This window comes from Pseudomonas sp. PGPR40, assembly GCF_022014505.1.
In the GTDB taxonomy this organism is placed as follows: domain Bacteria; phylum Pseudomonadota; class Gammaproteobacteria; order Pseudomonadales; family Pseudomonadaceae; genus Aquipseudomonas.
Map to the genome: position 1 here is coordinate 18,497 of NZ_JAKLSP010000029.1, position 24,407 is coordinate 42,903.

Annotated in this window: 24 protein-coding genes, 1 tRNA gene and 2 pseudogenes; 11 read left to right on the top strand and 16 right to left on the bottom strand. The window is 57.2% G+C overall.

All coding sequences use genetic code 11. From position 1 onward, the window contains the following. The first annotated feature begins 15 nt into the window (after positions 1–15). From rloA to pabB, 4 genes are all read left to right on the top strand, one after another. A complete protein-coding gene (gene rloA, locus MEB48_RS22580) occupies positions 16–552 on the top strand; it encodes a retropepsin-like aspartic peptidase RloA (RefSeq protein ID WP_237886103.1) in 537 nt (178 codons plus the stop codon). Between the two features lie 5 nt (positions 553–557). Further along, positions 558–2,093, top strand: coding sequence for an osmotic stress tolerance membrane protein RloB (gene rloB, locus MEB48_RS22585; protein ID WP_237886104.1), 1,536 nt, complete (start codon positions 558–560; stop codon positions 2,091–2,093). Then, complete coding sequence (locus MEB48_RS22590) at positions 2,093–3,079, top strand: alpha-L-glutamate ligase-like protein (protein ID WP_123720822.1); 987 nt, start codon at positions 2,093–2,095, stop codon at positions 3,077–3,079. The genes rloB and MEB48_RS22590 overlap by 1 nt, the downstream gene beginning before the upstream one ends. Positions 3,080–3,308: 229 nt before the next feature. Then, a complete protein-coding gene (pabB, locus tag MEB48_RS22595; protein ID WP_237886105.1) occupies positions 3,309–4,646 on the top strand; it encodes an aminodeoxychorismate synthase component I in 1,338 nt (445 codons plus the stop codon). 127 nt (positions 4,647–4,773) lie between these two features. Here the strand turns inward: pabB and thrH are convergent, their stop codons facing one another. Continuing rightward, entirely contained in the window at positions 4,774–5,391 is a 618-nt protein-coding gene (thrH, locus tag MEB48_RS22600; RefSeq protein ID WP_008074130.1) for a bifunctional phosphoserine phosphatase/homoserine phosphotransferase ThrH, read from the bottom strand. A gap of 173 nt (positions 5,392–5,564) precedes the next feature. Here thrH and MEB48_RS22605 point away from each other — a divergent pair, with 173 nt between their 5' ends. Then, the gene (locus tag MEB48_RS22605) at positions 5,565–6,305 is read left to right on the top strand and encodes a phosphoadenylyl-sulfate reductase (RefSeq protein WP_237886106.1); all 741 of its coding nucleotides are present in this window, start codon (positions 5,565–5,567) and stop codon (positions 6,303–6,305) included. A 190-nt stretch (positions 6,306–6,495) separates the two neighbouring features. On the opposite strand, the gene MEB48_RS22610 is transcribed toward MEB48_RS22605, so the two are convergent. Continuing rightward, the gene (locus tag MEB48_RS22610) at positions 6,496–7,419 is read right to left on the bottom strand and encodes a LysR family transcriptional regulator (RefSeq protein WP_237886107.1); all 924 of its coding nucleotides are present in this window, start codon (positions 7,417–7,419) and stop codon (positions 6,496–6,498) included. Positions 7,420–7,543: 124 nt separating this feature from the next. Between MEB48_RS22610 and MEB48_RS22615 the strand changes: the two genes are divergently transcribed. Beyond that, on the top strand, positions 7,544–8,290 hold the full coding sequence (locus MEB48_RS22615) for a 3-oxoacyl-ACP reductase family protein (RefSeq protein WP_237886108.1): 747 nt from the start codon (positions 7,544–7,546) through the stop codon (positions 8,288–8,290). 109 nt (positions 8,291–8,399) lie between these two features. Here MEB48_RS22615 and MEB48_RS22620 read toward each other — a convergent pair whose 3' ends face one another. Next, on the bottom strand, positions 8,400–9,095 hold the full coding sequence (locus MEB48_RS22620) for an HAD-IA family hydrolase (RefSeq protein ID WP_237886109.1): 696 nt from the start codon (positions 9,093–9,095) through the stop codon (positions 8,400–8,402). 264 nt (positions 9,096–9,359) lie between these two features. Here MEB48_RS22620 and MEB48_RS22625 point away from each other — a divergent pair, with 264 nt between their 5' ends. Together MEB48_RS22625 and MEB48_RS22630 are read left to right on the top strand one after the other, a co-directional pair. Next, on the top strand, positions 9,360–14,237 hold the full coding sequence (locus MEB48_RS22625) for an RHS repeat-associated core domain-containing protein (protein ID WP_237886110.1): 4,878 nt from the start codon (positions 9,360–9,362) through the stop codon (positions 14,235–14,237). Then, a complete protein-coding gene (locus MEB48_RS22630; RefSeq protein WP_237886111.1) occupies positions 14,234–14,629 on the top strand; it encodes a hypothetical protein in 396 nt (131 codons plus the stop codon). Before MEB48_RS22625 ends, MEB48_RS22630 begins: the two co-directional genes overlap by 4 nt. Positions 14,630–14,682: 53 nt before the next feature. Here the strand turns inward: MEB48_RS22630 and MEB48_RS22635 are convergent, their stop codons facing one another. The 9 genes from MEB48_RS22635 to MEB48_RS22675 form a co-directional block, all read right to left on the bottom strand. After that, positions 14,683–15,036: a hypothetical protein gene (locus MEB48_RS22635; RefSeq protein WP_237886112.1), complete on the bottom strand. Its 354-nt coding sequence runs from the start codon at positions 15,034–15,036 to the stop codon at positions 14,683–14,685. 102 nt (positions 15,037–15,138) lie between these two features. Next, positions 15,139–15,387, bottom strand: coding sequence for a hypothetical protein (locus MEB48_RS22640; RefSeq protein ID WP_237886113.1), 249 nt, complete (start codon positions 15,385–15,387; stop codon positions 15,139–15,141). A 108-nt stretch (positions 15,388–15,495) separates the two neighbouring features. Beyond that, positions 15,496–15,666 carry a hypothetical protein gene (locus MEB48_RS22645; protein WP_237886114.1) on the bottom strand — a complete coding sequence of 57 codons (171 nt, stop codon included), beginning with the start codon at positions 15,664–15,666 and terminating at the stop codon, positions 15,496–15,498. Positions 15,667–15,794: 128 nt separating this feature from the next. Next, positions 15,795–16,220 (bottom strand): glycine zipper domain-containing protein, encoded by a 426-nt coding sequence (locus MEB48_RS22650; RefSeq protein WP_237886115.1) that lies wholly within the window; start codon positions 16,218–16,220, stop codon positions 15,795–15,797. Positions 16,221–16,403: 183 nt separating this feature from the next. Further along, positions 16,404–16,769, bottom strand: a complete 366-nt coding sequence (locus tag MEB48_RS22655; RefSeq protein ID WP_007902140.1) for a hypothetical protein — start codon at positions 16,767–16,769, stop codon at positions 16,404–16,406. 347 nt (positions 16,770–17,116) lie between these two features. Continuing rightward, on the bottom strand, positions 17,117–17,311 hold the full coding sequence (locus MEB48_RS22660; protein WP_095051910.1) for a hypothetical protein: 195 nt from the start codon (positions 17,309–17,311) through the stop codon (positions 17,117–17,119). 225 nt (positions 17,312–17,536) lie between these two features. Then, positions 17,537–17,857, bottom strand: coding sequence for a YbjQ family protein (locus tag MEB48_RS22665; protein WP_007902143.1), 321 nt, complete (start codon positions 17,855–17,857; stop codon positions 17,537–17,539). A gap of 296 nt (positions 17,858–18,153) precedes the next feature. Continuing rightward, positions 18,154–18,336 carry a hypothetical protein gene (locus MEB48_RS22670; RefSeq protein WP_237886116.1) on the bottom strand — a complete coding sequence of 61 codons (183 nt, stop codon included), beginning with the start codon at positions 18,334–18,336 and terminating at the stop codon, positions 18,154–18,156. A 199-nt stretch (positions 18,337–18,535) separates the two neighbouring features. Then, positions 18,536–18,790: a hypothetical protein gene (locus MEB48_RS22675; RefSeq protein ID WP_237886163.1), complete on the bottom strand. Its 255-nt coding sequence runs from the start codon at positions 18,788–18,790 to the stop codon at positions 18,536–18,538. Here MEB48_RS22675 and MEB48_RS22680 point away from each other — a divergent pair. Continuing rightward, positions 18,683–19,428, top strand: a pseudogene (locus MEB48_RS22680) (tyrosine-type recombinase/integrase); the annotation flags it as partial. The gene MEB48_RS22675 and the pseudogene MEB48_RS22680 overlap by 108 nt on opposite strands. A gap of 108 nt (positions 19,429–19,536) precedes the next feature. Here the strand turns inward: MEB48_RS22680 and MEB48_RS22685 are convergent. Next, the gene (locus tag MEB48_RS22685) at positions 19,537–20,223 is read right to left on the bottom strand and encodes a hypothetical protein (protein WP_237886117.1); all 687 of its coding nucleotides are present in this window, start codon (positions 20,221–20,223) and stop codon (positions 19,537–19,539) included. Between the two features lie 50 nt (positions 20,224–20,273). Then, a complete protein-coding gene (locus MEB48_RS22690; protein ID WP_237886118.1) occupies positions 20,274–21,068 on the bottom strand; it encodes an endonuclease NucS domain-containing protein in 795 nt (264 codons plus the stop codon). Positions 21,069–21,134: 66 nt separating this feature from the next. Between MEB48_RS22690 and MEB48_RS22695 the strand changes: the two are divergent. Continuing rightward, positions 21,135–22,103, top strand: a pseudogene (locus MEB48_RS22695) (tyrosine-type recombinase/integrase). A gap of 107 nt (positions 22,104–22,210) precedes the next feature. On the opposite strand, the gene MEB48_RS22700 reads toward MEB48_RS22695, so the two are convergent. Next, the gene (locus MEB48_RS22700; RefSeq protein ID WP_237886119.1) at positions 22,211–22,900 is read right to left on the bottom strand and encodes an Abi-alpha family protein; all 690 of its coding nucleotides are present in this window, start codon (positions 22,898–22,900) and stop codon (positions 22,211–22,213) included. Positions 22,901–23,137: 237 nt separating this feature from the next. Then, a tRNA-Ser gene (locus MEB48_RS22705) sits at positions 23,138–23,227 on the bottom strand. A 307-nt stretch (positions 23,228–23,534) separates the two neighbouring features. On the opposite strand from MEB48_RS22705, the gene MEB48_RS22710 reads away from it, so the two are divergent. Next, positions 23,535–24,224 carry a crotonase/enoyl-CoA hydratase family protein gene (locus MEB48_RS22710; protein WP_237886120.1) on the top strand — a complete coding sequence of 230 codons (690 nt, stop codon included), beginning with the start codon at positions 23,535–23,537 and terminating at the stop codon, positions 24,222–24,224. Positions 24,225–24,407 lie beyond the last annotated feature (183 nt).

The window sequence follows — 24,407 nt, forward strand, 5'->3', positions numbered from 1 at the left end:
TGCGCACCAGGATTTATGAGACTCAAGCTCTTCATCACATTCCTATGTCTTTTGGGCCTGCCAGGTTTCGCCGCGGCAGGGGAAAAGACTGTGTACGGCCTCAATGAGTACGCTTCGCTGGACGGCATCAATCTGGAAGTCGCCGCCAAACTCGACACCGGGGCGAAAACCGCTTCGCTGAGTGCCCGCGACATCAAACGCTTCAAACGCAATGGCGAATCCTGGGTGCGCTTCTATCTGGCTATCGACGCCGCGCATTCGCATCCGATCGAACGACCGCTGGCCCGTGTCAGCAAGATCAAGCGCCGGGCCGGTGATTACGACCCGGAAGAAGGCAAGAAATACACCGCCCGTCCGGTCATCGAGCTGGATATCTGCATGGGTTCGGCTTTACGCAGCATCGAAGTGAACTTGACCGACCGCAGTGCCTTCCAATACCCGCTCTTGATCGGCTCCGAAGCGCTCAAACGTTTCGATGCGCTGGTCGACCCCAGTCTTAAATACGCTGCTGGCAAACCCGCCTGCGCCACCGACGCACATACCGCAGAGTAATTCCAATGCGCTCTCTTACCCTCCATCTGAAACTGCTGATCGCCATCCTGGTGGTGCTGGGCATTTCAGTTACGGCCTATCAGATTTTCGTGCTCGGCATTCCGGTGACCGAAGACGCGACCGACGATTTGTGGAACATCGACGCCAAGGTCGAGTTCGTCGCCAATGCCAAAGACCCGATCAAGATCCAGATGTTCGTGCCACCGTTGAGCCGCGACTACGTGAGCCTCAACGAGAGTTTCATTTCCAATAATTACGGCGTGGCGGTGAACCGTGTCGACGGTAACCGCAAGGTCACCTGGTCGGCGCGTCGAGCCAAGGGCAACCAGACCCTTTATTACCGACTGGTGCTGACCAAGCGCTACAGCGGTGAAAAATCCAAGGTCAAAGGCCCGACCTTCCGCGACAGCATCGCCATCGAAGGCCCGGAAAAAGTCGCCGCCGACGCCCTGCTCGCGCCGATCCGCCAGCATTCGGCCGACGTCGAAACCTTCATCGGCGAAGCCATCAAACGCGTCAACAACCTCAACGACGACAACGTGAAACTGCTGCTGGCCGGCGATCCGTCCACCGCGAACAAAGCCAAAATCGTCGAGTTGGTACTGTCCATCGCCCATGTGCCGGTGGAGAAGGTCCACACCATTCGCCTGGTGGCCGATCAACCACAAATGCCTGAACTCTGGTTGCGCAGCTTCAACGGTACCGACTGGCTGTACTTCAACCCGGAAACCGGCGAACAGGGCCTGCCCACCGACCGCTTGCTGTGGTGGACCGGCGACGAAAACCTGATCACCGTCGATGGTGGCAAAAAAGCCAACGTCACCTTCAGCCTGAACAACAGCGAAATGAACGCCATTCGCCTGGCCAAGCTGACCGACGAAAATTCCGACGCCAACTTCCTCGACTACTCGCTGTACGGCCTGCCGCTGCAAACCCAGCAGACCTTCATGATCATGGTGATGATCCCGATCGGCGTGTTGGTGATCCTGATCCTGCGCAATCTGATCGGCATTCAGACACTCGGCACTTTTACCCCGGTGCTGATCGCTCTCGCCTTCCGGGAAACCCAGCTCGGCTTCGGTATTGTGCTGTTTACGATCATTACGACGCTGGGGCTGTCGCTGCGCTCCTACCTTGAACATTTGAAACTGCAAATGCTGCCGAGGCTGTCGGTGGTGCTGACCTTCGTGGTGGTGCTGATCGCGGCGATCAGCCTGTTCAGCCACAAACTCGGCCTGGAACGCGGGCTGTCGGTGGCGCTGTTCCCGATGGTGATTCTGACCATGACCATCGAACGCCTGTCGATCACCTGGGAAGAGCGCGGTGGCGGCCACGCGATGAAAGTGGCGATCGGCACACTGTTCGCCGCCTCTTTGGCGCACCTGATCATGAGCGTGCCGGAGCTGGTGTACTTCGTGTTCACCTTCCCGGCGATCCTGCTGATTCTGGTGGGCTTCATGCTGGCCATGGGTCGCTATCGCGGTTACCGCCTGACCGAACTGGTGCGCTTCAAGGCTTTCCTGAAGAAGGCTGACGCCTGATGTTCGGTCTCTGGAAGACCTGGAAAGCCCTGGAGGCCCGGGGCATCATGGGGATCAATCGGCGCAACGCAGACTACGTGCTCAAGTACAACAAGCGCAGCCTGTACCCGATCGTCGATGACAAGATCATCACCAAGGAGCGCGCCATCGCCGCCGGCATCCACGTGCCGGAGCTGTATGGCGTGATCTCCACCGAGAAAGAAATCGACAACCTCAGCGAGATCATCGGCGGGCGTACCGATTTCGTGGTCAAGCCAGCTCAGGGTGCCGGCGGTGACGGCATTCTGGTCATCGCCGACCGCTTCGAGGGCCGCTATCGCACGGTGTCGGGCAAGATCATCAGCCACGAGGAAATCGAACACCAGATTTCCAGCATCCTGACCGGTCTGTACTCGCTCGGCGGTCACCGTGACCGCGCGCTGATCGAATACCGCGTGACCCCGGACCAGATTTTCAAAAGCATCAGCTATGAAGGCGTGCCGGACATTCGCATCATCGTGCTGATGGGTTATCCGGTAATGGCCATGCTGCGCTTGCCGACCCGCCAGTCCGGCGGCAAGGCCAACCTGCACCAAGGCGCCATCGGCGTCGGTGTCGATCTGGCCACAGGCCTGACATTGCGCGGCACCTGGCTGAACAACATCATTAACAAACACCCGGACACCACCAACGCCGTAGACGGCGTACAACTACCCTACTGGGACGGTTTCATGAAGCTCGCTGCGGGCTGCTATGAACTGTGCGGTTTGGGTTACATCGGTGTCGACATGGTGCTCGACCAGGAGAAAGGGCCGTTGATTCTTGAGCTTAACGCCCGGCCCGGATTGAACATTCAGATCGCCAACGATTGCGGGTTGACGTTGCGTACCCACGCGGTCGAAGCGCGGCTGGAAGAATTACAGGCCCGCGGAATAATCGAAACAGCGCAGGAACGCGTGGAATTCGTTCAGGAAATGTTTGGGCATATTCCAGCGGTTGAGGGTTGATCCGAGACCGAGGTGCGACATTCGCGGGCAAGTCGGATCGCCGCACCGCTCGCTCCTACAAGGACGCCGCTGTACCTGTAGGAGCGAGGCTTGCCCGCGAAGGCTGATTCACAGTCACCCAATCTTTCAACCTGGCACCAACAGTTCAATCCCCGACATCCCCTCTAGGAGCAAATCCTGCAGAGGACTACAATCGCTCCCCCGCCTCGATGGCTGATCTACCCCGCCCATGTTGACCTGTTCCGTATATCCGCTGCCCTATCGCCCCAACCCCGCCGAATACTTCGCGGCGATTCGTCATGCCCCCGGTGCCGTGCTGCTCGACAGCGGCCGGCCGAGCGCCGAGCGTGGGCGTTATGACCTGCTCAGCGCCTGGCCGCTGGAGCAACTGGCTGTATTACCGGATGAAAGCGGCAGCCATTTCCTGCAACGCCTTCGCGACAACCTGACGCGATTCGGCGAAGCCACTGTTCCTTTCGACCTGCCTTTCGCCGGTGGCCTGATCGGTTATCTGAGCTACGACTTCGGCCGGCATCTGGAAAACCTGCCGAGCCAGGCACAGGACGACCTGCAATTGCCCGACGCACGTTTCGGGCTGTACGACTGGGCATTGATCAGCGATCACCACCAGGCCACCAGTCAACTGGTGTTTCACCCGGCGCTGATCGACAGCGAACGACAGCGGCTGATCGAACTGTTCACGCAACCTGCACCTCGGAAAATCGAGCCTTTCAAACTGGACGGCCCGATGAGTACCGACTTGAGCGCCGACGAGTATCGACAAGCTTTCGAACGCATTCAGCAGTACATCCAGGCCGGCGACTGCTATCAGGTCAACTTCGCCCAGCGCTTTCGCGCGCAATGCCACGGTGATCCATGGGCCGCGTACTGCGCTTTACGAGCGGCGTGCCCGACGCCGTTTTCCGGCTTCCAGAGCCTGCCCGACGGCGACGCCGTGCTGAGCCTGTCGCCAGAACGCTTCGTCAAAGTCAGCGAGCGCCACGTCGAAACCCGCCCGATCAAAGGCACCCGCCCCCGCGGTCTGACTGCAGTTGAAGATGCAGCGAACGCCGCCGAACTGCTGGCCAGCCCCAAGGATCGTGCGGAAAACCTGATGATCGTCGATTTGCTGCGCAACGACCTCGGTCGCACCTGCCGCATCGGCTCGGTGCGGGTGCCGGAGTTGTTCAGTCTGGAAAGCTATCCGAACGTGCATCACCTGGTGAGCAGCGTTACCGGCGAGCTGGCGGATGACAAGGATGCGCTGGATTTGATCGCCGGCAGCTTCCCCGGCGGCTCGATTACCGGCGCGCCGAAGATTCGCGCGATGCAGATCATCGATGAACTGGAGCCGACCCGTCGTGGGTTGTATTGCGGTTCATTGCTGTATCTGGACGTGCGCGGCGAGATGGACAGCTCCATCGCCATTCGCAGTTTACTGGTCAAGGATGGGCAGGTGTGTTGCTGGGGTGGCGGCGGGATCGTCGCGGACTCGGACTGGCAGGCGGAATATCAGGAATCGATAACCAAGGTGAAGGTGCTGCTCGATACTTTGCAGGGCCTGTAACCGACACCATGATCGTTCCCACGCTCTGCGTGGGAATGCAGCCCGGGACGCTCCGCATCCCAAAGCGGACGCAGAGCGTCCATTGAGGCATTCCCACGCGGAGCATGGGAACGATCAGCGGCGGCAATTACAAACTCAACGCCCGATTCGAAGCCTTGATGAACTCTTGCTTCAACTCGGCAAAGCTATGCACCGCCGGGAATTGTGGAAATTCGCGAATCACATTGTCCGGCGCATGGAACAGAATCCCGGCATCCGCCTCGCCCAGCATCGTCGTATCGTTGTAGGAATCCCCCGCCGCGATCACCCGGTAGTAGAGGCTCTTGAACGCCAATACCGACTGACGCTTGGGATCTTTCTGACGCAACTGATAGCCCGTGACACGACCGGCATCGTCGGTAATCAGACGATGGCAGAGCAAAGTCGGGAAGCCCAGTTGACGCATCAACGGCTGGGAGAATTCGTAAAAGGTGTCCGACAGAATCACTACCTGAAAGCGCTCACGCAGCCAGTCGACGAATTCGCTGGCGCCTTCCAGAGGCTTGAGCGTGGCGATCACTTCCTGGATGTCGGAAAGCTTCAGGCCGTGCTCGTCGAGAATCCGCAGGCGCTGCTTCATCAACACGTCGTAATCGGGAATGTCCCGAGTGGTGGCCCTGAGGGAGTCGATCCCGGTTTTTTCGGCAAAGGCGATCCAGATTTCCGGGACCAGCACACCTTCAAGATCCAGACAGGCAATTTCCACAAGACACTCCCATTTTGTACTGTTTATTGAGTCGAGCGAGCAAAAGGACTGCCGAACTCTAGCGACTCGTCCTTCTCTGTGCAACGCAGAGGGCGCACCAGCCGCCGCAGGATTTTGTTACCATCGGCACATATAGAGCGCCCAGCGCCACCGACCTGTAGGAAGCCGCCCTGATGAGCCCATCGTTCGATGTCGTGGAACTCGCCACGACCTATGCCAACAAATCCGCCCAGGACATCCTGAAACTCGCATTCGCCGAGTTCGGCGATGACCTGTGGATCTCTTTCAGCGGCGCCGAGGATGTGGTGCTGGTGGACATGGCCTGGAAGCTGAACAAGAACGTCAAAGTGTTCAGCCTCGACACCGGCCGCTTGCACCCCGAGACCTACCGCTTCATCGAACAGGTGCGCGAACACTACAAAATCGATATCGAAGTGGTGTCGCCTGACTACACCAGACTCGAACCTTTCGTGAAGGAAAAAGGCTTGTTCAGCTTCTACAAGGACGGCCATGGCGAGTGCTGCGGCATTCGCAAGATCGAGCCGCTGCGTCGCAAACTGTCTGGCGTCACCGCTTGGGCCACCGGCCAGCGTCGGGACCAGAGCCCGGGCACTCGCAGCGCGGTCGCGGTGCTGGAAATCGATACCGCGTTCTCCACCCCGGAACGCACCCTGTACAAATTCAATCCGCTGGCGCAAATGACCAGCGAAGAGATCTGGGGCTACATCCGCATGCTCGAGCTGCCATACAACAGCCTGCATGAACGCGGCTTCATCAGCATCGGCTGCGAGCCTTGCACCCGTCCGGTGCTGCCGAACCAGCATGAGCGCGAAGGTCGTTGGTGGTGGGAAGAAGCCACGCAGAAAGAATGCGGGCTGCATGCGGGCAATATCATCAGCAAATCCAAAGCCTGATAGAACGTAGGAGCTGGCGAAGCCTGCGATCTTTTGATCCTTGCGGAATCACTGGGGCGGGTTCAGACGGTAGACCGCGTTATCGTTCTTCGCGGGCAAGCCTCGCTCCTACATGGGGTCTGCGGCGCTCACAATTCCACTGTGGGAGCGGGCTTGCTCGCGAAGGCCGCACCTCGGTTCTGAATCAGACTCACAGAGCACTAAACCGCTGCCCCAACCCCTGCTCCGCAAACTGCTCAATGATGAAATCGACAAATACCCGGGTTTTGCCCGGCAGCAATTTGTGTTCGGCGTAATAGATGGAGATGTTGCCGTCGTCGACATACCAGTCAGGCAACACCCGCTGCAACGTCCCGGCATCCAGATAGCCCACGGCGAACGGCATGCTCACCAACGCAATGCCCAACCCTTGGGCCGCCGTGGCGCAGGCGGCTTCAGAATCGCTCATGGTCATCCGCGCCTTGAGCGTCAGCGGGCTGTGTTGCCGGGCGCGACTGGTCAACTGCCAGGAACGCACGCGCCCCGTCTGCGGCGAGCGTATCAAGATGCCGTCATGGTTTTTGAGGTCATCGGGCTCGGCGATCGCCTCATGCTTCGCCATGTACTCGGATGAAGCCACCAACACCCGATGGGCGGGCGTCAGCTTGCGCGCCACCACGCCCTGGGGCAGTTCGAATCCGCCACCAATCGCCGCATCGAAACCCTGGCCGATCAGGTCGACCTGGCGGTTATCGAAATGCCAGTCCGGGTTGATCGCCGGAAAGCGCTGCAGAAACTCTCCTAGCAACGGCACGATGTACAAGCGCCCGAACACTGTGCCCATGCTGACTTTCAATGTGCCGGCGGGACGTCCTTCGGCGCTGGCCAGGTTGGCCACGGCATTCTGGATCGTGTGCAGGCTGGCGCTGACTTCACCGAGAAACAGCTGGCCGGCCTCCGTCAGCGTCAGACTGCGCGTGCTGCGCTGGAACAGCCGAACACCCAGTCGCGCCTCCAGCTTGGCGACGCTTTTGCCCACCGCCGCCGGCGTCAGACTCAAACGCCGCGCGGCTTCGGCGAAGCTGCCCACCTCGGCGCTGCGCACGAAGCATTCGATACTGCTGAAGGTTTCCATAAGCGCCACTATAAACTTCTGGTTTACACAGACTATAGCAATGACGGTCTACCCGCAGGGTTGTGCGAGGCCGATACTCGACTCCAACAACAAGGCAGCCCGCCTTGAATTTCTGGAGATCGACATGACCACTCAACACCTCAGCGGCAAAGTAGCTCTGATTCAAGGCGGTTCACGCGGCATCGGCGCTGCCATCGTCAAACGCCTGGCCGCCGAAGGCGCTACCGTCGCCTTCACTTACGTCAGCTCCACCGCAAAGGCCGAAGAGCTGCAAAACAGCATTACTATTGCCGGCGGCAAAGCCTTGGCCATCAAGGCCGACAGTGCCGATGCCGTCGCCATTCGCAATGCGGTTAATGCCACCGTCGAAGCGTTCGGTCGCCTGGACATCCTGGTCAACAACGCAGGCGTTCTGGCTGTCGCACCGCTGGAAGACTTCAAACTCGAAGACTTCGACCAGACACTGGCCATCAACGTACGCAGCGTATTCATCGCCACCCAGGAAGCCGCCAGACATATGACCGAAGGCGGTCGCATCATCAATATCGGCAGCACCAATGCCGAGCGCATGCCCTTCGCCGGTGGTGGCCCGTACGCCATGAGCAAATCGGCGCTGGTCGGTCTCACCAAAGGCCTGGCCCGCGACCTCGGCCCACGGGGCATCACCATCAACAACGTGCAACCGGGTCCGGTCGACACCGACATGAACCCCGCCAGCGGCGACTTCGCCGACAGCCTGATCCCGTTGATGGCCGTGGGTCGTTACGGCAAAGTGGAAGAAATCGCCAGTTTCGTCGCTTATCTTGTCGGTCCCGAAGCTGGCTACATCACCGGTGCCAGCCTGACCATCGACGGTGGTTTCGGCGCCTGATGCAGGTCACTGTGGGAGCGGGCTTGCTCGCGAAGGCGTCGTATCAGTCGACATTAATGTTGCCTGACACGCCCTCTTCGCGAGCAAGCCCGCCCCCACATTTCCGGCGTTAAGCCCAATCGAGTGCCGGCAAACCACATGCACCAGGCTTGAACGCCTTCAACGTACGAAGAATGCCATCGGCGTGTGCGTACTTTTCGTCGGCCATCGCCGCATCCGGGATCGCAATCGCCGTCATTCCCGCCGCTTTCGCTGCAGTGACGCCGAACGGTGAATCCTCGAACACCAGGCAATCCTCCGGCGCGACACCCAGGCGCCGCGCCGCCGTCAGGAAGATATCCGGCGCCGGTTTGGCCGCCCCCACTTCCGGGTCATCCGCGGTGACGATGAAGTCGAATAGCGCGAACCAGTCGCGGTGCAAGGTGGTTTTCTGAGCGAACGACTGACGTGAAGAACTGGTGCCCACTGCAATGGGAATGTTATTGGCCTTCAAGTGCCGAACCAGTTCCTCTGCGCCAGGCATCGCCAGCGCCGTCGGAAAACGCTCGCGCATCAGCGGTTCGCGGATCACCAGAAACTCTTCAGCGGTGATCGGCAGGTCCAGCGCCTCGACCACATAGCGCGCCAGATCACCCGCGCCACGGCCGATGATGTTCTGTTTGACGCTCCAGTCGAAGGACCGGCCATAACGCTCGGCAATGATGGACGTGACCTCGGTGTAAATGCCCTCGGTATCCAGCAACAAGCCGTCCATGTCGAAAATCACGGCCTTGATCGGGCCGAACTCATCCAAGGGTGCATTCATCGCATCAGATCCGTTTTCTCATGACATCCCAGGAGCGGCTCAGGCACGACCGGGTCCGTGATGGATTAAAAGGTTCAGCAGCATAGCGAGCGCGATTGGTAGAGAGCAACGGGCAACGCCTGACGGATACCAAAAATCTGTGTCGAGACTCCCGCGATGATTTAGCGACTTCCCCTACACCAAACACCTCCTTTCCCGACTTCTTTCCTTGCTGATCCCCCGCAAAGTCTCGCGTTCCACATTGATCAGCGCGAGGGACTGCGAATGTTCGAACCTGACAAGGTCCTGGCCTTGAACAATGCCATCGGCTTGCTGGTGGTCGCCGCCATGAACCCCGAGCAGCCGAACGTCGAAGCGCTACTCGATGATTTTCGACTCTGCCTCAATGACTACGAAGCCTGGGCGGAAAACTTCTGGACCGGCGGGGCGTTGAATGTCGAACAAGTGTTCAAGGTCGGCAATGAAGTCCGGCTCAGTGCGCCGAAGGACTCCACCGCCCCTGTCAGTTCGACACTCGCCATATGCCCCGCCAGCGGTCCGTTGACTCTGGTGCACCTGTTCGAGGCCGCGCGCTTCGTGCCAATCGGCAATACGCCGGTGATGCTCGAACCGGTTATCTTGCAGCGTAATGGCGAACTGACGTTCGGCGAACCCGTCCACAAAACCATCGGCCCCAGCGGCATCCTCGAAATCCCCGAATGCTGGCGCGGCCAGCGTTATCGCATCACTTTCTTTCCCAATGTTTCCGCTGAGCACGTCAAAGCGCTCTACGCCTCCTATCAAAGCGTGATCGGCGAGCTGGAAGGCTGGTTGCGCAATGAATGGACGAGCGAATTCCAACCGTTGTGGGCAGGTTTTTCCGAGGCAGGGTTCACCCAGCGCTACGGCATGCTGCAACAGGCCGACTGGCGCGGCTTCGAGCGTTCGCTGCACGGTTTGTGGGATGACGTCAAGCAGGTCTACGCCCTGGTGGCAGACCTGCAAACCAACAGCGAAAAACTCCTTGAGTACCTGACCCAAGGCGAGCTTGAGACGCTGCTGAATGCCTCGGCTGAAGCCATCGCCAATGTGTTGCTGATGTTGAGCGATGAACCGTTGATGTTCATCCATCTCGCGGCCTTCACCAGTTGGCTGAGGATGTTGCCGCCGCAGTACATCGCCGAAGTCGTGGCGCAAATTCGTACAGAACTGTTGATCAGTTTCCTGCTGGTGCGCCTCATCGGTCCTACGGGCCTGAAGCTCGGCATGAGCGCCAAAGTATTGGACAAGATCAAGTCCCGGCAGGCTCGACAGTGGTTGGCGGCGGCCAGTTTTCGACTGGCCGAACTGACGGCCAGATCTGACCTGACAGCCCACGCTGGCGCGCTCAAACCGCTCGTGGTCAACGCACGAAATGCTTCGCTGAAACCGGCACCGACGGTTCCGCTGCAGATCAGTGCCGGCGACTCTCCGGTTGTGCAGGTGAACAATCCGGTAGCCATTGCTCGCGACAAGTCCAGCGCCATGACCCGGCTGGGCCGTCACGAACCTCATGACGATGCATCGAACCAGGCGAAAAACCCCAACGGCGACAGTGCCGATTCGGCGGATAGAACCGCTACCAACGGCTGTCCGGTGTCGATGGTCAATGGCGAAGAACTGCTGACCCTGACCGACGGTTCGCTGAATGGGCTGCTGCCGTTTGCCTTCACCCGGTTGTACCGCACCAGCGCGGTGGAGATCGATTGCGGGCTGGGCTGGGGCTGGAGCCATTCACTGGCGCAGCGGTTGGAGCTGGACGATGAACACGTCGTCTGGATCGACCATGAAAATCGTCGCTCCACCTTTCCCTTGCCGAACCGCGAACGCCCGTCGATCCATAACAGTCTGTCGCGCGCCGCGATTTATCTGGGCGATGCTCCCGAAGAACTGATCCTCGCCCAGGCCGGCGACGACGCGCGTTTTTATCACTTTCACAACGGTCGGCTGACGGCGATCAGCGACGCCTACGACAACCGCCTCCATATCACTCGCGACCGTCAGGATCGCATTCAACGCCTCGATAACGGCGCCGGTCGTTCGCTGCAGTTGTGCTATGAGCGCAGGCACCTCGTCGCCATCGAATACCAGTCGTTTCACCGCACCGATGCCATGAATCAAGCCTGGCGTACAGAGCAGACGCTGGCTTTCTATCGCTACGACGCTCGCCAACGCTTGATCGAAGTAACCAATGCCGTCGGGGAAAGCGAGCGTTACGACTACGATGACCGGCATGTAATCCTGCAGCGGCAACTGGCCGGTGGCGCGAGTTTCTTCTGGGAGTGGGAACGCTCCGGCAAGGCGGCGCGTTGCGTGCGGCATTGGGCGTCGTTTGCGCAGATAGACACGCGGTACGTCTGGGATGACCAGGGCAGCGTCACCGTCCAGAACGTCGATGGCAGCGAAGAGGTTTACGAGCACGACGACCGGGCGCGGCTGGTGCGCAAGGTCGGGCTTAACGGTGGCGAACAGCTCAAGGCCTATGACGAACAGGGCCGCTTGGTGGCCGAGCAGGATCCGCTCGGCGCCGTCACTGAATATCGTTATGACGACGTCGGACGGTTGGTGGCGTTGATTCCGCCGCAAGACGAGCCAACATCCTACGAATACCGCAACGGTTTCCTGCATGCACGCTATCGCGGCAAGGCCGTGTGGAAGTACCAGCGCAATGCCCAGGGCGATGTGACCGAGGCCACCGATCCCGACGGCCATATCACCCATTACCACTACGACCCTCAGGGGCGGCTGCTGTCGATCCGCTACCCGGACACCAGCCGACATGTGTTCGTCTGGAATGCCTTGGGGCAGTTGCTCGAAGAGACCCTGCCGGACGGTGGGCAGCGGCGCTTTTCCTACGATGCGCTGGGGCGGCAGACGACCCGTCAGGACGAACACGGAACCGTCACCCGTTACCAGTGGGATCCCGTTGGCCGACTGACCCAGACGATTTTGCCTACCGGCACCAGCCGCGCCTTCAGTTACAACGCCTATGGCAAGATCACCGCGGAACGCGATGAACCGGGCCGCGTCACCCGCTACGAATACGCCGATGACCTGCATCTGGTCAGCCGCCGCATCAACCCCGACGGCACTCAGCTCAAGTACCGCTACGACAACGCGCAGCTGCTGCTCACGGAAATTAAAAACGAATCCGGCGAACACTATCGGCTGGACTACACGCCCAGCGGATTGATCCGACAGGAAACCGGCTTCGACGGCCGCCGCACCGCCTACGTCTACGACCTCAACGGGCACCTACTGGAGAAAACCGAGTTCGGCGATGACGGCTCGCAACTGGTTACGGGGTATCAACGGGATTTGGCCGGACGCCTGTTGGTCAAGACCCTGCCTGACGGTATCCAGGTCGAATACTGTTACGACTCATTGGGCCGACTGACCAGTGTCAACGACGGCCATGACCACCCGCTGGAATTCGAATACGACCAGCAGGACCGCCTGATCACCGAACACCAGGGCTGGGGCACCTTGCGTCATGGCTATGACGCCTGCGGCCAGCTCAATCGTTTACGCCTGCCGGACAACAGCAAACTCGACTACCACCACGCCAAGGGTGGCGCGCTGACGGCGATCGACCTCAACGGCACACGCCTCACCACCCACCAATTCGCTTTCGGCCGTGAACAGCAACGCCAACAAGGTCAACTCACCAGCGAATATGCCTATGACGATCAGGGCCGGCTGAAAGCTCATGCCGTCAGCCAATCTCAACATCCGCTGTACCGTCGCGACTACGCCTACAGCGCCAACGGCAATCTCGACCATATCGCCGACACCCGCCATGGGCAGCGCAGCTACCAGTACGACTCGTTCGACCGCCTGATCCGCGTCCGCCATTCCCGCGACCAACCGCCGGAAAGCTTCGCCCACGACCCGGCCGGCAACCTGCTGATGCAGGATCGTCCCGGCCCGACGACCGTCGAAGGCAATCGCCTGCTGATGCAGGGCGACCGCCATTACGACTATGACGCCTTCGGCAACTTGATCCGCGAACGACGCGGCACCGCGCAAGAACTCGTCACCGAATACCGCTACGACTGCCAGCACCGGTTGATCGGCGTCACTACTGCAGACGGTCGTTGTTCAAATTACCGCTACGACGCCTTCGGCCGTCGCATCGCCAAAACCGTCGACGGTCACACCACCGAATTCTTCTGGCAAGGCGACAACCTCATCGCCGAAAGCAGCCGCGAACACTACCGCAGCTACGTCTACGAACCGGGCAGCTTCCGCCCGCTGGCCATGCTCGACGGCAAAGGACCGAAAAAGGCCTGCCCGTTCTACTACCAACTCGATCACCTCGGCACACCGCAAGAACTCACCGACTACAGCGGCGACGTCATCTGGGCTGCCCGATACGCCGCATATGGCCGCCTCACCCGCCTCAACCGTGACACCCACCAAATCCTCGATCAACCGCTGCGCTTTCAAGGGCAGTATTTCGACGCGGAAACCGGCCTGCACTACAACCGGCATCGCTACTACAATCCGGATGTCGGACGGTACCTGACGCCGGATCCCAGCAAGTTGGCGGGCGGATTAAACGGCTATCAGTACACGCGCAATCCGGCGGGTTGGGTTGATCCGTTGGGGTTGAGTGATTGCCCTGGGACAGATGGGTGTAGGAAGCCGTCGTTTGGGGATGAGGATCCGGCGGGTAAGGTTGGGGTTGATGAGGGGGAGCCAAAAACTCCGTCCTCTAGAAGAGAAAAGGATTACTTATATCGCGGGGATGAACGAGAGCCTGATGATGTATTTCTAAACGGTTTTAAAAGTAAGGGTAAAAGCAATGACCTATTGCTACATTCCATAGACAGTGATAACCCACCCAGTAATTTCATTAGCACGTCCCCGTCGAGAGATGTTGGCAAGCTTTTCGCTACCGGTTATCACACAAAAATAGGTTATCTCTATACTCTTCAAAAAATAGATGGACATGATTTACAGAAAGAGCTTGGACAAGCGTATCTTTTCGGGGTAGAAAAAGAGATAGCCATAGCTAATCGTATAAAAAACGTCGACGTACTTGGAGCCACACTAATCATTGATGACGGTAGAGAGTTAGGCTACTCCATACCAAATCCATATAGGATAATAAAAAAATGATATCAAAAGTCGAAATAACTATAAGCATTGAAGGCGCCAAGGAAGTCGCCAATCTCCTATGTGACAACAAAGATGTGACAATAACTTTCACAATGAAAAGTGGCTTTAACAAAACATATTCAGATAGTGATTTTTACAGGTGCTTCGGTCGTATTCGAGAAGATAACCCCAATATACAATTTCTCTGCAAAGGCTCAAAAATCAACGTACATCCTTCCAGTATGTCATCACAAATGTCGCTTGGATTGAAAGCGTACGAATTGACATTAGGTAAAGCATCATCACTCACCGATATTGTTTACATTTTTGATTATGATGACAACAATCTAACAAATGATCCAAATGAACAGCGACTTTTCTATAGACGCTGGATTGAATCAGAAAAAATCTAATCAGTTATATCAAAAGCCCGGTTTATGTCCGGGCTAATTGGCATTCAGGACCTCTAACCTGGAGCACCACCAGCGGTACTATCCGTCTCGCTCCCTTCACTCTCAGAACCACCTGACTCTCCAGACCCACTTCCAGAACCACTCCCCATCGAACTTCCCCCGCTCATCGAGCCACTTCCCTCCCCCGGGCTGGTGCTGCTCCCGCTGGCATCGCCGCCATTCCCACCACCAATGGTATCCGGTGGCGGTACTTTTCCATCCGAGGAACCCGCATTCATTTCCGAGTAGGGTGGCATCCCGCCCTTGTCGACCGGCGCATCGCGGCCAGACGATTGAGCAAACGCCGCCAATGAACTGATCGACAGTAAGCCGACCACTGTCAGGGTCGTCAATTTTGATCTGATCATGGCGCACCTCCTTTAAAGAGTGCTTTATCTGATCTCTGGCAGCGGTCGTTTTTTAAAGGTGCCGCACAATCGACAAGCGGCGATGGCTCGCTACTCAGGGCTTCAGTTCGGTTCTCCCGATAAATCGTTCCCGGCAATGTCCGGGTCATCGGGATGGGCTTCCACATCACCGCGCTTCACATCATCGGTGGGCACTTGCTCCACTCCAGTGTCGTCATCGGTGGGCACCTGCTCCACGCCGGTGTCGTCATCGTCGGGCGGGCGCTGATCGCGACTCAGAGAGTCGGTAGGTGAAGGCAGCGGATATTCGGGGGTATCGTCGATATCGGAGTCTTTTGGATCAGCGTTCATAACGCACCTCTCAATGGACCTGAAAAGCAGATCCTGACATTTCGAGGACAACACGATAGACGCGGTTCGATTAGAGGGACGATCGGTCGGCCCGACCACAACCCCCTGTCACTCGTCGTCTTCCTCGTCGTATTCGTCGTACTCGATATTGCCCACATCGCCTGCGTCATCGGCATCGTTGAGCGGCACCGTGGCGTCGTCCATCAGAGACCCCGGATCTTCGTTGCCAGGATCGTTGATCGGACCTTCTTCTTCCATGCCTTCGGTTTCCGGAGTCATGACATGCCTCAAAACGTCCAAGGGTGTATGAAGTTCGAGGCGTCCTACGAGCAAACGTTCCAGAGTCCTACTGACAGAAATGAAAAACCCGGCACTGGGCCGGGTTTCTACTGTCACTCGATATCGAGTTAGCGATGCTTGTACTTATTTTTATGCTTGTGTTTGTGTTTGCCACCACCGGAATGCGAGCTGTCGCTGTCATTACCCAGGTTGCTGCCCACCGCGCCACCGGCTGCACCGCCCACGCCAGCGCCAATGGTCGAACCGGTGGAGCCGCCCAAGCTATTGCCGATCACTGAGCCGCCCGCCGCGCCAATACCGCCGCCAACGGCCGCTTCTGTTCGACTGCCCTTGCGCGCACCGACCGCGCTGCCTGCCGCACCGCCGACGCCAGCGCCCACTGCTGCTCCCGTGCTGCCGCCTAGTTGACCGCCGACCACGTTACCCAACGCGCCGCCAAGACCACCGCCCACTGCAGCGGTGCCGTCGCCGGCAGCCATTGCACCCTGAGCGACCAAAAGTCCTAAAACCACCGTGGACAATGTCAAACGCATGATATGAACCTCTAATTTCCGCATCGGGGGAAGAACGGGCCGCGGATAGGCCTCAGCCTGGCACCTGCGTCTGTTGAACAAAGCAAATACCGACTGTACGAGATTTGAGCCACATCCTGGAGAAACGTTCCAAAACGAAAAAGCCCGGCATCGAGCCGGGCTTTTTCAGCGGATCATTCGGGATCAGTGGCCTTTTTTGGACAGATTGCTGCCCACGCCGCCGCCCAATGCACCGCCCAGGCCGGCACCGATGGTGGAACCTGTCTTGCCGCCCAGGCTGTTGCCGATCACCGAACCGCCTGCCGCGCCGACACCGCCGCCGATGGCCGCTTTGGTGCGGCTGCCTTTACGTGCTGCAACAGCACTGCCGGCTGCGCCCGCTACGCCAGCACCAATCGCTGCACCGGTGCTGCCGCCCATTTTCTGGCCGACCACATTACCCAGCGCGCCACCCAGACCACCACCGAGCGCGGCAGTGCCATCACCGGCAGCCATCGCACCTTGAGCAACCAAAAGGCCCAGAACCAGAGCAGGCAGTGTCAAACGCATAACGAGAACCTCAAAAAAGGGGGAAACAGAAAGGCCGGAGATTGAATGCTTTAGAGGAGGCAAAGTCCAGACACAAATACGGAACAACCTCGTCATTGGCGACGGTTGGACAGCATTTACGGAAAAGGTTTTATGACAGGCAAAAAAAAGCCCGCTGGGGAGACGGGCCAGGGTACTGCTTTCTAACGGATGAGCTGAGATTACGTAGGCCGGTGTGAAAAGTTTGTGAAAAAAACACTAGCGCTCGCAAAGTTGTAGGACATTTTCCGGCATTGCCACCGAGCCATGCTTTCTACCCATCAAAAAAAAGAAACCCCGCTCAATGGCGGGGTTCGTGCGGTAACTGTTTACTTCTTGGAAGGCGCACCCAGCTTGGGCATGAATTTCGATTTCGGCCCTCGGGTTCGAGGCACTGCGGATTTGATTTTGTTGATCTTGATACGGTCTTCACCGAAGCTCGGCACATAGTCCGTCTGACCACACTGCACGCAATCATTGATCGGAAACTCTGCCCCGTCGTCTTCGATATACGGCTCAGTCATATCTTCGCTCCTCTCTAACGGGGTCGATACCGGCAAGCCCTTTTTGCCTGAGAAATATCGACCACCCAGGATTCTGAGACTAGCCGGTCATTCCCGGACTTGTGATTCAGATTATTACGCGCCCGACGAATGGCCAGCGTCTGCCTCCCACAAAACCGGATGGCGAATAATCAGAAGGTGCATGTCCTTGGCACGGCGGCGCAATGAAGATTTTTTCACATCCACTTACCGCAGTTTGACCGCCGTCCCGGTCACAAACACCACCACCATCCCACCTTTGCCGGCCGGCATGCTGATCTCATAATCGAGCCCTACCACTGCATCCGCCTGAAGCGCCCGCGCCCGCTCCTTGATCTCGTCGGTGGCCTGAATCCGCGCATCTTTCAATGCCCGCTCCAATGTCTGAGAACGCCCACCGAAAAAATCCCGCATGCCAGCGAACAGATCGCGGATCACGTTAACGCCCTGCACCGACTCGGCGCTGACGATGTCCAGATAAGCGGTGATTTGCCGACCCTCGATGGTGTGGGTTGTGGTGGTGATCATGAAATGTCCTTGTTCAAGCTGTCGTAGATGGGGTGAAACGACGGGGAAAACGGCGCGAGAATTGAGTATAGAGATCGATTCCCGCCGGGGGGTGACAGTCTAACAGGGGGGCGGAACACGCCCGAAACGTAGCTTTGGGGGCAGCTTGAAAAGGTCGTACCCAAAAAGCAGTTTAAGTCCTACATATCGTTCGGAAGCCGCGTCCCGTTCACGCATTGCCCTGGTTTCGAGCGGGAGCCTATTGTCTGAACGTCCCCTAAGCAGAAGCCTCCAGGTTGGGAATAGTGCCTGAAGTATTAGAGCAGCTTAATCAATACCGCAGTAACGGTAGCTACCGTGCCAATCAGCCCAATAGCAACTGCCACTGGATACCAAAAAGTCTCACGGGTCATCTTGCCAGCCTCGGCGTTCAGCTTGCGCTGTTCAGCGAGCAGTTTGACGATCTCCACATGAACCTTTTCCAACTCTGCCTGTTTCATGGTCATTTCCTGCATAACGTTCGTACGTCCGCTCTGGATGATGGGGGCGTCATTTGCACTGCCCTTTGATTCATTTTGCACCCTGCAGGCGCAAAACAAATACCCCTTCCCGAGATGGCCCATGTGGGGTGCTGAAACCTATGGAAGCACCCAACCACCTAGCTTTCCAGCTTTACTTCCCACACGCCTAGCACTTTTCCTACATCATTTTCGGACGCGCCTTTGCTGATGCGCCTGAGCCAGCGGCAGCCATGATTGAAAAAATCCAGACACCAGAAACCACAAAACCCCTGACTTCTCTCGAAATCAGGGGTTTGTGTATATCGAATTTGGCGGTGAAGGAGAGATTCGAAGCAATAGCGTTGCGGCAACCTCTTTTCGAGGTTATGCCAACAAGGCCGAAGTGCATGTTCGACCGCGCTGGGGCAAGGTTCAGGTTGACCAGATCGATCACCTGGACTTGCAGGAGCGGGTGCAGGACACGCTTTCGAAAGCCTCAAGAACAAGACCATCCGCGACATTATCTGCAATGGGCGGCAGGTGTTCAGGTTGTACCGCACTTGCAAAAAGGTCGCGCATGATCCTACCGAGGGTTTGTTCGTTCGCCTACCTGATCCTGAAGCCCCGGATCCATTTACCAGGGCGGAGATCAAACAGATCTTTGAAACGCCGACCAAGCGCACGCAGGAGGTGTTGATGGTGCAGTTCATGATTTGGGCAGGGCTACGGGTGTCGGAGACCATTGCGCTGGCTTGAGACGATGTCGACCTTGAGCAGGGGACGGTTACGTTTCGTCGATCAAAGGTGCGCGGGGATTATCGGGTGACGAAGATTCGGCGCTCGACGCGGAAAGTACGGTTGCTGGCACCGGCATGGGATGCGTTGCGCAGGATCAACGCGATCGACCAGTACAAGAAAGCGGAGACGGTCGATATCGTGGAACGAGATAACAACAGTGCGGCAACACAAATTCACTTCGTCTTCCTGAATAGCAAAAGCGGTTTGCCGCATGTCAGCGACTTTGTCGTGCGGGATCGGTTTTTTAAGGCGCATTTGAATGCGGCCGGGGTCGCTATCGGGGCCGGATATTGTTGGAATGCTGCAACACGCGCTGAATCTGTAGCCAATCGCCCATACACACGGGCGATTCCGGTGCAACGTGGGCAATAATCAGCCGCGGACGTGTGATCGCGCGATGATTTAACGCTCGTAGGTTATGTACTGCTCTGCACCTACGATGTTCTTCAAGCCCGATTTCGGTAACTCAAGCGTGTGGAACCCAACACCAAATTTATCGACATGACCTCGTTTGAGTAAGTAAATCATGTCGTCAGACTCTGCAACCTGACATCCCTCGTAACGATCAAGGTTCTGGTAAACCAATGCACGCGCTGTGCATTCGGTTGCGGTTTTGAGCGCAGCGGATCGGCCTGTATCTGATGGTATCGTTACGAGGAGATACCTCGTGCACCCCATCAATAGCGCTACCATGCAGAGGCACGCTACAAACTTAAACGCCATGGCATGTTCGATTGCTTGATTCCGAATGCGTGCCGCCCATAACGGTAGAGCCGTGGGTTCCTCCGTTTTTTTTCTTGGTTTCTCAAAAAGCACTAATAGGAGAGTCACCGTTCCCACCAACGCAACCGCGAATCCCAAGGCAGCGATATATGAGCCTAACCCAGCCGCTCCATAGGCCACGAATTGCTGTGCACTGATGTTTATGCGCTCAAATGGCACATCTAACACTAGATAGTACTTTTCCAGATGTGCGAATCCACTAAGGGTGAAGGCTCCGACCATACTAGCTATGAATAGGGCCACATCGATACGTAGATATTTTCTGTAACGGCTAAAACTACCGTCCTGTATTGAGCTGTCAGTCAAATGGATAGTCTCATTGAGAGAATAGGAGTGCTGGATTATTCGTGGTGTCCTTATTCCGGTAGTTGAAGTGTTGCTACCTTTGTAACTGCTACGGAAAGTTTGTACTCGAACAACTCCACGTCCTTCATGCTTGAGCAAGCTAGTCGCAGATCCTCGGACATGCTTCGGCACACGATGATACCGCGTACTTTTTGGCCTAACTCCGCGAGATCGCGCCGAACCCAGTTCATATAGCGCAGCAGTTGGCCGATCACGCGGTCGTAGCCCCGAGAGACCTTCAGCTCAATCACGACGAAGGCACCGTTGCGGTCAACAGCAAGAATGTCGATACGTCTGCCTCCACCAGCTTCGTATTCGATACCTCGGAGGTCTTCGTCTTCGTACAGCTTCAAGCCCGCCTCGATGCACTCCAGGTTTTCCGCCAAGTAACGCTGCAGGTCTTTCTCCAGTAGAAATTCGGTAGAGCCGGGTAGATTGATTTCCTCCGAGTCGTCGCGATCAATTTCAGTATCTTCTATTTCTTGCTTGGCGATATCGCCCTTTACCATTTCACGAATTGGCGCTGGATCCTTACCCGCTTCGTAGCGCCGAAACTCGCCAGGAGCAACCTTGAACAGAATGTCGTCAGTTACATTGGTCGAGGGATGATGTAAGCGACTAGGATCGTTCGTGGCAGCCTGGACTAAATGCGCACGGATGCTGCCTGGCTTCAGTTTGGGGTAATTCGTCGCGAACCACTGTATTGCCCGAGCAGCAGTGAAGACTTGGCCCGGTTGCAGGTTCCAGCTCACCAGCATGTCCTTTAGCAACGCGCGAGTGGGCTTATCGTAAATTGTCTTGGCCATGAGGCGTCCTTGCGGCGTTTTAGTTTGATGGTTCGCGCCACATACTGCCTTTACTAGCGCACTGACATCAACTCGGCTTGTATCGCTACGCCCCTTGATCTGTGGCTAAAGATCAAAACCAACAGCGTTGCCGCCACATCCTATCGGGGTTATGCCAACAAGGCCGAGGTGCATGTCCGGCCGCGATGGGTCAAGGTTCAGATCGACCAGATCGATCATCTGGATTTGCAGGAATGGGTGTAGGACACGTTGTCGAAGCGGCTGAAGAACAAGACCATCCGCGACATCATCAGCAACGTGCGACAGGTCTTCCGGCTTTACCGCACCCGCAAGAAAGTCGCTCATGATCCGACTGAAGGGCTGTTCGTCCGCTTGCCCGATCCTGAAGCACCGGACCCGTTCACCAGGGCGGAAATCAAACATATCCTCGAAACACCGCCCCATCGCACGCAAGAGCTGCTGATGATCCAGTTCATGATTTGGGCGGGGCCACGGGTATCAGAAACCATCGCCCTGGCTTGGGAGGATGTCGATCTGCAGCAAGGGACGGTGACGTTTCGTCGATCCAAGGTGCGCGGGGCTTACCGGGTGACGAAAACCCGACGCTCGACGCGAAAGGTGCGGTTACTGGCGCCGGCATGGGATGCTCTCCGCAAGATTGACGCGATCAATCAGGTCAAGAAAGCGGAGACGGTCGATATCGTTGAACGGGACAACAAGACGGTGCGGCAGCACAAACTGCACTTCGTCTTCCTGAACAGCAGAAGCGGCTTGCCGCATGTCAGCGACTTCGTTGTACGGGATCGGTTTTTCAAAGCTCACTTGAACACGGCCGGGGTTCGGTATCGTGGGCCGGGGCAGTGCCGGCATACCTACGCTAGCCAATTGCTGACCACGGGTGTGGCTTCAATCGATTGGATCGCTGAGCAGATGGGGCATACGAATGGGAACATGATTCGGCAGCATTACGGGACTTGGATCAACGAGGACGGCCCGGATGTCATCGGGATGCTACAACACGCACTGAACCTCTAACTTTTCCGCTGGAGGGCGAGGCTTAAACTGCTGCCGGCCGATAACTGCGCAGCCACGAGTCTATGCGGACATTGCTATTTTTGGGCCTAACTCCGGTTCGCGAGACGTCATCGTCGTGGGGGGGTTGGCGCACTACAAGCCTCCACAAATGCCTTGCCTGCGATGGTCGGATTTACCCTTCCATAACTTTCCCCACCACCCCACGTCATCATTGGACGTATGCAGCCCAATCGTGTGAGGTTACTGAGAGATAAAACAACCTCTTCCGAAGGAAGTGGAAACTCTTGTTCCCTCTCTCCTGTAACACGGGCATACGTGGGTAGCTGTGCGGTAATTATTCCATCGTGCTGACACTGTTCGAAAGGCAACGCGAATAGTGCGTCAAGGATTTGTGCGTCGAGATGGGTGAGCTGTTCCAAAATCACTGTATGTGAACGCCGAACCTCACCCCTAAAATCGGCGTTAGCTGCATTTACCAGGAGAGCGGCCCACCGATCTTGAAGAAAATCATCCTCTTCCAGCGTTGCGCCCTGCATCAGCGGAATCGCCAGTTTCAGCGGAACTGCGCGGGTCGGAGCCGATAGACCCGCAAGACGAAGAAATTCCTGCGATTTCAGCATGTAACGGACTTGACGCTCCCAACGCATGTACTTCAACCGATCCTCAAAGATTCCGATCCCTTGCTCAAGTGGCCCAGCAATGTACTTCGCGATAAACCCTCCAGCTTCTCGAGCCGCCTCGATTGCTTGGCCAGTGGTCTTCGCGACTTCTTCTACTGCTTTGGATTCTTCGGTCATGGCAGTCCCATTTGATGTGCAGCCAAATCGCTAGGGCAATCATAGCTACGATAGCGCTTTACCGCCGGGGAAACGCTAGCTCTTGGCACTGCCCGATAGGACTTTGGGGATTGTGCCGGCCAGCACCGGGCCGACTGAGTATTCCCATATTGCTCCCATATCGCCCTTTTTCAGACGCCAGAAACCACAAACCCCCGACTTTCTCTAGGAAAATCAGGGGTTTGTGTTTTCAAAATGTGGCGGTGAAGGAGAGATTCGAACTCTCGATACAATTTCTTGTATACACACTTTCCAGGCGTGCTCCTTAAGCCACTCGGACACTTCACCGTATCTCGTCAAACATGTTCTGTCTGTCGAGGCGCGCTAATGTAGTCGAAAGCTTTTCTGATGGCAAACTTTTTTTGCAGAATTTTCATGCGGTTAGCGATTTAGTCGTTCCGGCGGGTGCCGTGCCATGGCAAACCCGCCAATCTCCGGCTTCGCGCCCTCTTCTATATAGAGGGGAATGCGCGGCTGGCGTGGCCGGCAACGCTTGCCGGGCGGGAAAAGGGTGACCGGGTGGTCAGTCACGGCGCTTTACCTGGCCTACGGCGGTGGGTAACGTCTGCCCTACTTTATTAGAAGGATTGGCGTCATGAGTGAGTTGATTTCTTACCATCTCGAAGACGGTATCGCGACCCTGACCTTGAGCAATGGCAAGGTCAATGCCATCTCGCCGGACGTGATCGTTGCGTTTAACGCGGCTCTGGATCGAGCGGTGGCGGATCGGGCGGTTGTGATCATTACCAGTCAGCCAGGTATTTTTTCGGGTGGTTATGACTTGAAAGTGATGACGGCCGGCCCTAACGAAGCCATAGCACTGGTCGCTGCCGGTTCGACGCTGGCTCGTCGTCTGCTGTCGCACCCGTTCCCGGTGGTCGTGGCGTGTCCTGGACATGCGGTGGCCAAGGGTGCGTTTATTTTGTTGTCGGCTGACTACCGCATTGGTGTCGATGGCCCGTTCAGCATTGGTCTGAACGAAGTGCAGATCGGCATGACCATGCACCACGCCGGTATCGAGCTGGCGCGTGACCGTCTGCGCAAGTCGGCGTTTCATCGCGCGGTGATCAATGCCGAGATGTTCAATCCGCAGAGTGCTGTGGACGCCGGTTTCCTTGATGTGGTGGTGTCGGCCGAAGAGCTGCAAGGCGCGGCGCTGGCGGCGGCTCGTCAGTTGAAGAAGCTCAACATGACCGCCCACAAGAACACCAAACTGAAAGTGCGCAAGGCACTGCTGGAGACACTGGACAACGCGATCATCCTGGATCAGGAGCATATGGGTTAAACCTGAACGCGCTGTACCGAAAAGCCCGACCGTCGTGTCGGGCTTTTTCTTGCCTGTCTGGTTTAAAACCTTACAACCGCTCTAGACCACATCTGACCTATAAGTCGGAAACATGCGCTCAAACATCGGCCATTTTCCACTTCCCTAGCGGCAATTGCCGAAAATAGTGCACATCCGTACACT

Excerpts from the sequence above, each read along its gene's own strand:
- MEB48_RS22635 (WP_237886112.1), bottom strand. The coding sequence starts at position 15,036 with ATGATCAGATCAAAATTGACGACCCTGACAGTGGTCGGCTTACTGTCG.
- MEB48_RS22625 (WP_237886110.1), top strand. The coding sequence starts at position 9,360 with ATGTTCGAACCTGACAAGGTCCTGGCCTTGAACAATGCCATCGGCTTG.
- MEB48_RS22660 (WP_095051910.1), bottom strand. The coding sequence starts at position 17,311 with ATGACTGAGCCGTATATCGAAGACGACGGGGCAGAGTTTCCGATCAAT.
- MEB48_RS22620 (WP_237886109.1), bottom strand. The coding sequence starts at position 9,095 with ATGAATGCACCCTTGGATGAGTTCGGCCCGATCAAGGCCGTGATTTTC.
- MEB48_RS22690 (WP_237886118.1), bottom strand. The coding sequence starts at position 21,068 with ATGGCCAAGACAATTTACGATAAGCCCACTCGCGCGTTGCTAAAGGAC.
- MEB48_RS22700 (WP_237886119.1), bottom strand. The coding sequence starts at position 22,900 with ATGACCGAAGAATCCAAAGCAGTAGAAGAAGTCGCGAAGACCACTGGC.
- MEB48_RS22650 (WP_237886115.1), bottom strand. The coding sequence starts at position 16,220 with ATGCGTTTGACATTGTCCACGGTGGTTTTAGGACTTTTGGTCGCTCAG.
- MEB48_RS22710 (WP_237886120.1), top strand. The coding sequence starts at position 23,535 with ATGAGTGAGTTGATTTCTTACCATCTCGAAGACGGTATCGCGACCCTG.
- MEB48_RS22645 (WP_237886114.1), bottom strand. The coding sequence starts at position 15,666 with ATGACTCCGGAAACCGAAGGCATGGAAGAAGAAGGTCCGATCAACGAT.
- MEB48_RS22670 (WP_237886116.1), bottom strand. The coding sequence starts at position 18,336 with ATGAAACAGGCAGAGTTGGAAAAGGTTCATGTGGAGATCGTCAAACTG.
- rloB (WP_237886104.1), top strand. The coding sequence starts at position 558 with ATGCGCTCTCTTACCCTCCATCTGAAACTGCTGATCGCCATCCTGGTG.
- MEB48_RS22610 (WP_237886107.1), bottom strand. The coding sequence starts at position 7,419 with ATGGAAACCTTCAGCAGTATCGAATGCTTCGTGCGCAGCGCCGAGGTG.
- MEB48_RS22630 (WP_237886111.1), top strand. The coding sequence starts at position 14,234 with ATGATATCAAAAGTCGAAATAACTATAAGCATTGAAGGCGCCAAGGAA.
- MEB48_RS22590 (WP_123720822.1), top strand. The coding sequence starts at position 2,093 with ATGTTCGGTCTCTGGAAGACCTGGAAAGCCCTGGAGGCCCGGGGCATC.
- MEB48_RS22615 (WP_237886108.1), top strand. The coding sequence starts at position 7,544 with ATGACCACTCAACACCTCAGCGGCAAAGTAGCTCTGATTCAAGGCGGT.
- pabB (WP_237886105.1), top strand. The coding sequence starts at position 3,309 with ATGTTGACCTGTTCCGTATATCCGCTGCCCTATCGCCCCAACCCCGCC.
- MEB48_RS22665 (WP_007902143.1), bottom strand. The coding sequence starts at position 17,857 with ATGATCACCACCACAACCCACACCATCGAGGGTCGGCAAATCACCGCT.
- MEB48_RS22640 (WP_237886113.1), bottom strand. The coding sequence starts at position 15,387 with ATGAACGCTGATCCAAAAGACTCCGATATCGACGATACCCCCGAATAT.
- MEB48_RS22605 (WP_237886106.1), top strand. The coding sequence starts at position 5,565 with ATGAGCCCATCGTTCGATGTCGTGGAACTCGCCACGACCTATGCCAAC.
- MEB48_RS22655 (WP_007902140.1), bottom strand. The coding sequence starts at position 16,769 with ATGCGTTTGACACTGCCTGCTCTGGTTCTGGGCCTTTTGGTTGCTCAA.
- rloA (WP_237886103.1), top strand. The coding sequence starts at position 16 with ATGAGACTCAAGCTCTTCATCACATTCCTATGTCTTTTGGGCCTGCCA.